This is a genomic window from Pseudomonas sp. AGC41, from assembly GCF_057334555.1.
This window is the reverse complement of sequence record NZ_JBHFJB010000028.1, coordinates 3238-9076: the sequence shown is the minus strand read 5'-3', so window position 1 is coordinate 9076 and position 5839 is coordinate 3238. Positions and strand designations below refer to the sequence as shown.

Genomic DNA, 5839 nt, shown 5'->3' with positions numbered 1-5839 from the left:
AAGCCGTCGGCGTGACCCAGGGCGACCGGGTCGCCGCTTGCATGCCCAACACCTGGCAGACGCTGGTGGGCATGCTCGCCACGACGAGCCTGGGGGCGATCTGGTCGTGCTCATCGCCGGATTTCGGCACCCAGGGCGTCATCGACCGGTTCGGCCAGATCGAGCCCAAGGTCTTGATCACCTGTGCCGGTTACCGTTATGCCGGCAAGGTCATCGACCAGCGTCCGAAGGTGAACGAGATCCTTGCGCGGCTGCCGTCCCTGCAACAGTTGATCGTGCTGCCTTACGCCCAGCCTGATGCTCGCGTCGAGGATTTCGAGACCCAGGCCGGCGTTGCGCTGTGGGAGGACTTTTATCAAAGCGCTGGCGAGCCGGAGTTCGCCAGCGTGCCGTTCGATCATCCGTTGTATATCCTCTACTCCAGCGGCACCACCGGCGTGCCGAAGTGCATCGTCCACAGCACCGGCGGCGTGCTGCTGCAGCATATGAAGGAACATGGCCTGCACGTCGATCTCGGTCCCGGGGATCGGTTGTTCTACTACACCACCTGCGGCTGGATGATGTGGAACTGGCTGGTCTCGGCCCTGGCCGTGGGCAGCTCGGTGGTGCTGTATGACGGCTCGCCGTTTCACCCCGGTCCCGAACGCCTGCTCGACCTGATCGACCAACAGCGCATCAGCGTGTTCGGCACCAGCCCGAAATACCTCGCCGCCCTGGAAAGCCAAGGCATCCAGCCACGCCAGAGCCATGACCTGGGCAGCCTCAAGACCCTCCTGTCCACCGGCTCGGCCCTGGCGCCCCACAGCTACGACTACGTTTACCGCGACTTCAAGGCCGACGTTTGCCTGGCCTCGATGTCCGGCGGCACCGACATCGTCTCCTGTTTCGTCAACGGCAACCCGTTGTCCGCCGTGCGCCGGGGCGAGATGCAGGGCAAGAGCCTGGGCATGGCGGTGCAGGTCTGGAACGAGGCCGGCGAGGCGGTGATCGGCGAAAAAGGCGAGCTGGTCTGCACCCGGCATTTTCCGGCGATGCCCATCGGACTCTGGAACGACCCGCGCCAGGATAAACTTCGCGCCTCCTATTTCAGCCAGTTTCCCGGGGTGTGGGCCCAAGGGGACTACGCCGAAGAACTGGCCCACGGCGGCCTGCTGATCCACGGACGCTCCGACGCGGTACTCAACCCCGGTGGCGTGCGCATTGGCACGGCGGAAATCTATCGGCAGGTGGAAAAAGTCGAAGAGATCCTCGACAGCGTCGCCATTGGCCAGCAATGGCAGGGTGACGTGCGAGTGGTGCTGTTCGTGCGCCTGCGTGATGGCGTCGCGCTGGACGATGCCCTGGAGCAGAAGATTCGCCAGGTCATCCGCGCCAACACGACGCCGCGCCATGTACCGGCGAAAATCCTCGCCGTCAGCGACATTCCGCGCACGATCAGCGGAAAAGTGGTGGAACTGGCCGTGCGTAACGTGGTGCATGGCGAGGCGGTGAAGAACACCGATGCGCTGGCCAATCCCGAGGCGCTGGAGCAGTTTCGCGGGCGGCCGGAGCTTTGCGTCTGATTTGACTGTTTTGTTGGCTGTGAGGGCCTCATCGCGAGCAGGTTCGCTCCCACATGGATCTGCTGATCAGCGGAGATAAATTGTGGGAGCGAGCCTGCTCGCGAAGAACGATAACGCGGTTCCCTGAAACCGGACTCAATCCATCAGTCCCCACTCCCCCGCCGGCGGATCGGCCGGCGGCGCGGCGCCGGACTCCGCATGCAGCTTCAAGCGCAACCGCAGGTTGTTCGCCGAATCGGCGTTCTTCAGCGCTTCTTCCTCATCGATGGCCCCTTCGACCACCAGGTTGAACAATGCCTGGTCGAACGTCTGCATGCCCAGTTCCTCGGACTTTTCCATGATGCCCTTGAGCTCGCCCAGCTCGTTGCGCCGGATCAGGTCGGCCACCGTCGGCGAGCCCAGCATCACCTCCACCGCCGCCCGCCGCTGACCACCGCGGGTGCGCACCAGACGCTGGGAAACGAACGCCTTGAGGTTGTTGCCCAGGTCGTTCAATAACTGCGGCCGGCGTTCTTCCGGGAAAAAATTGATCACCCGATCCAAGGCCTGGTTGGCGTTATGGGCATGCAAGGTGGAAATCACCAGGTGCCCGGTGTCGGCGAAAGCCAGGGCATGCTCCATGGTTTCCCGGTCGCGGATCTCGCCGATCAGCACCACATCCGGTGCCTGGCGCAACGTGTTCTTCAGGGCAGCATGAAAACTGCGGGTGTCGACACCGACTTCCCGCTGGTTGACGATCGATTTCTTATGCCGATGGATATACTCCACCGGGTCCTCGATGGTGATGATGTGGCCGCTGCTGTTGCGGTTGCGGTAATCGATCAGCGCCGCCAGGGAGGTCGACTTGCCCGAGCCCGTCGCACCGACGAACAACATCAGCCCTTGCTTCTGCATGATGGCCTCCAGCAGCACCTTGGGCAGCTTCAGGTCTTCGAAGCGCGGGATGTCCAGCTTGACGTTGCGTATCACCATGGACACGTCGTTGCGCTGTTTGAAGATGTTGACCCGGAACCGCCCCACACCGGCCAGGGAAATCGCCAGGTTCATTTCCAGTTCCCGATCGAACTCAAGGCGCTGTTCGGCGTCCATCAATGACTCGGCGAGCCCGGCGATGTCGCCGACCTTGAACGCCTGGTTGCTCAGCGGCTTGAGCACACCTTCAAAACGCGCGCAGGGCGGTGCACCGGTGGACATGTAGAGGTCGGAACCGTCCTGGCTTGCCAGGATGCGTAACAAGGGATCAATTTCCATGGCCTGAAAAACTTCCGCAAACTTCAATGGACACGTTGACCCGAGCCAGAAAAACTTCAGATCAACCCGCGCTTACCTTCTCCAGAGGATAGTAGAAGCCGCAGCATCGATATGAACATCCAGGGACTCCCGTGATGAACGCAATACCCGCCGGCAGCGACACACAGCAATTGATCGCCCGTCAGGACTGGACCACCAGCCCGCTGGGCGCCATCGATACCTGGCCACAGAGCCTGCGCACGGCTGTGGACATCATGCTCCACTCGCCCATGCCGATGGCCGTGCTGTGGGGGCCGCAGCTGACCCATCTGTACAACGACGCCTATGCCCGGCTGGTCGGCGACAAGCACCCCAGGGCCTTCGGCCAGCCGACCCACACCGCCTGGCCTGAACTTCGGGGCGAGACCGAGGGGATCTATCACAGCGTGTTGCAAGGGCGCATGTACGCCTGCCGCGACCAACGCTGGCGCATGCCCTTCAGCGGCCGCCTCTGTGACGTGTGGCTCGACCTGACCTACAGCCCGGTGCACAACGAAAGCGGCGATATCGCCGGTATCCTGGTCACCGCCATCGAGACCAGCGAGCGACGCCGGCTGGCCCAGGAATTCGAGCGGCGTTCCGAGGCCAGCCTCAAGGCCCAGCAGGAAAGCGAGGAGCGCCTGCAACTGGCCTTGGCGGCCACCGATGCGCTGGGGACCTGGGACTGGGACATCAGCGAAGACCGCTTCATCGCCGATGCGCATTTCGCCCTGCTGCATGGCGTCGATCCGAGCCTGTCGCGGCAATTGCCGATCAGCGCGTACCTGGAAGGCGTGCACCCCGAAGACCGGGCGATGGTCGCGCGCAGCATCAAGCATTGCATCACCCATGGCACCGAATATGCCGAGGAGTACCGGCTACTGCGGCCCGACGGTGAACTGCGCTGGGTGTTCGTGCGCGGGCGTTGCTACAAGGATCGCCACGGCCGGCCCAAGCGCTTCCTTGGCGCGGCGCTGGACCTGACCGAGCGCAAACGCACCGAGCATGCCCTGCGCCAGAGCCAGACCGAGCTGCAACTGATCATCAACGCCATGCCGGTGCTGATCAGCTATGTCGACCGCGAGGAGCGTTTCCGCCTGAACAACAGCGCCTACCTGAACTGGTACGGGCTGACTCCGCAGGAGCTGTACGGCAAGACCATTCGCGAAGTCATCGGCGACGAAGCCTACGCGGCGCGCGCTGAACAGATCGCCGGCGCCCTGGCGGGCAAGCCGTGCAGTTTCACCGTGCAGTCGGCCCATCGCGATGGCCGGCCACGGCACGCACTGATCAACTACCTGCCGCGCCATGGCAGTGACGGCGCGGTGAACGGCTTCTACATCTTCGTGATCGACGAGACCGAGCGCAAGAAAACCGAGGAAGCGCTGCGCAATCTCAACGAAACGCTGGAGGAACGGGTGATCGCCCGCACCCAGCAACTGGCCGAAGCCAACCATCGCCTGCAAAACGAGATGTTCGAGCGCGAACGCGCCGAAGAAGCGCTGCGCCATGCGCAGAAAATGGAAGCGGTGGGCCAACTCACCGGCGGCATTGCCCACGACTTCAACAACATGCTCACCGGTATTCTCGGCAGCCTGGACCTGATGCAGCGCTACATCGCCTCGGGCCGCGCCGCGGAGATAGGCCGGTTTACCGAGGCGGCCATCTCTTCGGCCAACCGCGCGGCTGCCCTGACCCATCGCCTGCTGGCCTTTTCCCGGCGCCAGTCGTTGGACCGCAAACCCTTGGACGCCAATGGCCTGGTGCGCTCACTCGAAGACCTGTTGAGCCGCACCACTGGCGATCACATCGTGCTGCGGCTTGAATTGGTCGACGAACTGTGGCCGGTCAGTACCGATGCCAGCCAACTGGAAAACGCCCTGCTCAACCTGGTGATCAACGCCAGGGACGCGATGCCCGACGGCGGCGAGTTGACCATCGAAACCGCCAACGTCTACCTCGACGGCAGTGACATCAGCACATTGGAACCGGTCAAGGCCGGGGATTACGTGATGATCGCCGTGCGCGACAACGGCAGCGGGATGACCCCCGCCGTACTGGCCAAGGCGTTCGATCCGTTCTTCACCACCAAGCCCATCGGCCAGGGCACCGGTCTGGGCCTGTCGATGATCTATGGCTTTGCCCAGCAATCCGGCGGGCACCTGAGCCTGGACAGCGTGCCGGGCCAGGGCACGCGGGTGCAGCTGTACTTGCCACGGCTGCGCGTTGCCCCGACCGAACAACCCGCAGCGCCGGCGGCCACCGACACGCCGCCGGCCATTGCCGGAGAAACCGTATTGCTGGTCGAAGACGAACCGGCGGTGCGCATGCTGGTGCTCGACCTGCTGGCCACCCTGGGCTACACCGCCCTCGAAGCCGAGGACGGTCGGCAGGCTCTGCTGTTGCTGGAGTCCGGGCGGCGTATCGACCTGTTGGTGACCGATGTCGGCCTGCCGGGCATGAACGGCCGGCAACTGGCGGAAATCGCCCGTCAGCACAGGCCCGACCTGAAAGTGCTGTTCATGACCGGTTATGCGCAGAAAGCCACCGAGCGCCAAGGGTTCCTCGAGCAAGGCATGGACATGGTTGCAAAGCCGTTCACCCTCGATCTGCTGGCCAACAAGATTCGGACGATGATCAACCATGGCAGCTGACTTGAGGCATAATCGCCGCCCTTTCGCACCGCTCAGGTCACCGCTGCAATGAAAGCCCAAGCCCGCCATATCCTGGTGAAAACCGCCGATGAAGCCGAACAGCTCAAGCAACGCATCGCCAAGGGCGAAGCGTTTGACGTATTGGCGAAGAAGTACTCCGCCTGCCCCTCTGGCAAGCGCGGCGGGGACTTGGGTGAAGTACGCCCTGGGCAGATGGTCGGCGCGATCGATGCGGTGATCTTCAAGAAACCATTGCGGGTGGTGCACGGACCGATCAAGAGCAAGTTCGGCTATCACCTGGTGCAGGTGTTTTACCGCGACTGAAGCGATGCGGGCACGAACCGGCCTCTGTGG

General features: G+C 63.3%; 4 protein-coding genes. 3 read left to right on the top strand and 1 reads right to left on the bottom strand.

The genetic code is table 11. The annotated features are described in order from the left end of the window. Window positions 1-1562, top strand: a 1562-nt coding sequence (locus ACE04F_RS04740; RefSeq protein ID WP_486105253.1) for an acetoacetate--CoA ligase, incomplete at its 5' end; no start/stop codon positions are given. Window positions 1563-1697: 135 nt separating this feature from the next. Here ACE04F_RS04740 and ACE04F_RS04735 read toward each other — a convergent pair. Then, on the bottom strand, window positions 1698-2813 hold the full coding sequence (locus tag ACE04F_RS04735; protein ID WP_486105251.1) for a PilT/PilU family type 4a pilus ATPase: 1116 nt from the start codon (window positions 2811-2813) through the stop codon (window positions 1698-1700). 134 nt (window positions 2814-2947) lie between these two features. Here ACE04F_RS04735 and ACE04F_RS04730 point away from each other — a divergent pair, with 134 nt between their 5' ends. Both ACE04F_RS04730 and ACE04F_RS04725 read left to right on the top strand, forming a co-directional pair. Further along, on the top strand, window positions 2948-5485 hold the full coding sequence (locus ACE04F_RS04730) for a PAS domain-containing protein (protein ID WP_486105249.1): 2538 nt from the start codon (window positions 2948-2950) through the stop codon (window positions 5483-5485). A gap of 48 nt (window positions 5486-5533) precedes the next feature. Further along, on the top strand, window positions 5534-5809 hold the full coding sequence (locus tag ACE04F_RS04725; protein ID WP_486105247.1) for a peptidylprolyl isomerase: 276 nt from the start codon (window positions 5534-5536) through the stop codon (window positions 5807-5809). Window positions 5810-5839: the final 30 nt, after the last annotated feature.

Coding starts and splice junctions, on each gene's coding strand:
- ACE04F_RS04725 (WP_486105247.1), top strand. CDS start 5,534: ATGAAAGCCCAAGCCCGCCATATCCTGGTGAAAACCGCCGATGAAGCC.
- ACE04F_RS04730 (WP_486105249.1), top strand. CDS start 2,948: ATGAACGCAATACCCGCCGGCAGCGACACACAGCAATTGATCGCCCGT.
- ACE04F_RS04735 (WP_486105251.1), bottom strand. CDS start 2,813: ATGGAAATTGATCCCTTGTTACGCATCCTGGCAAGCCAGGACGGTTCC.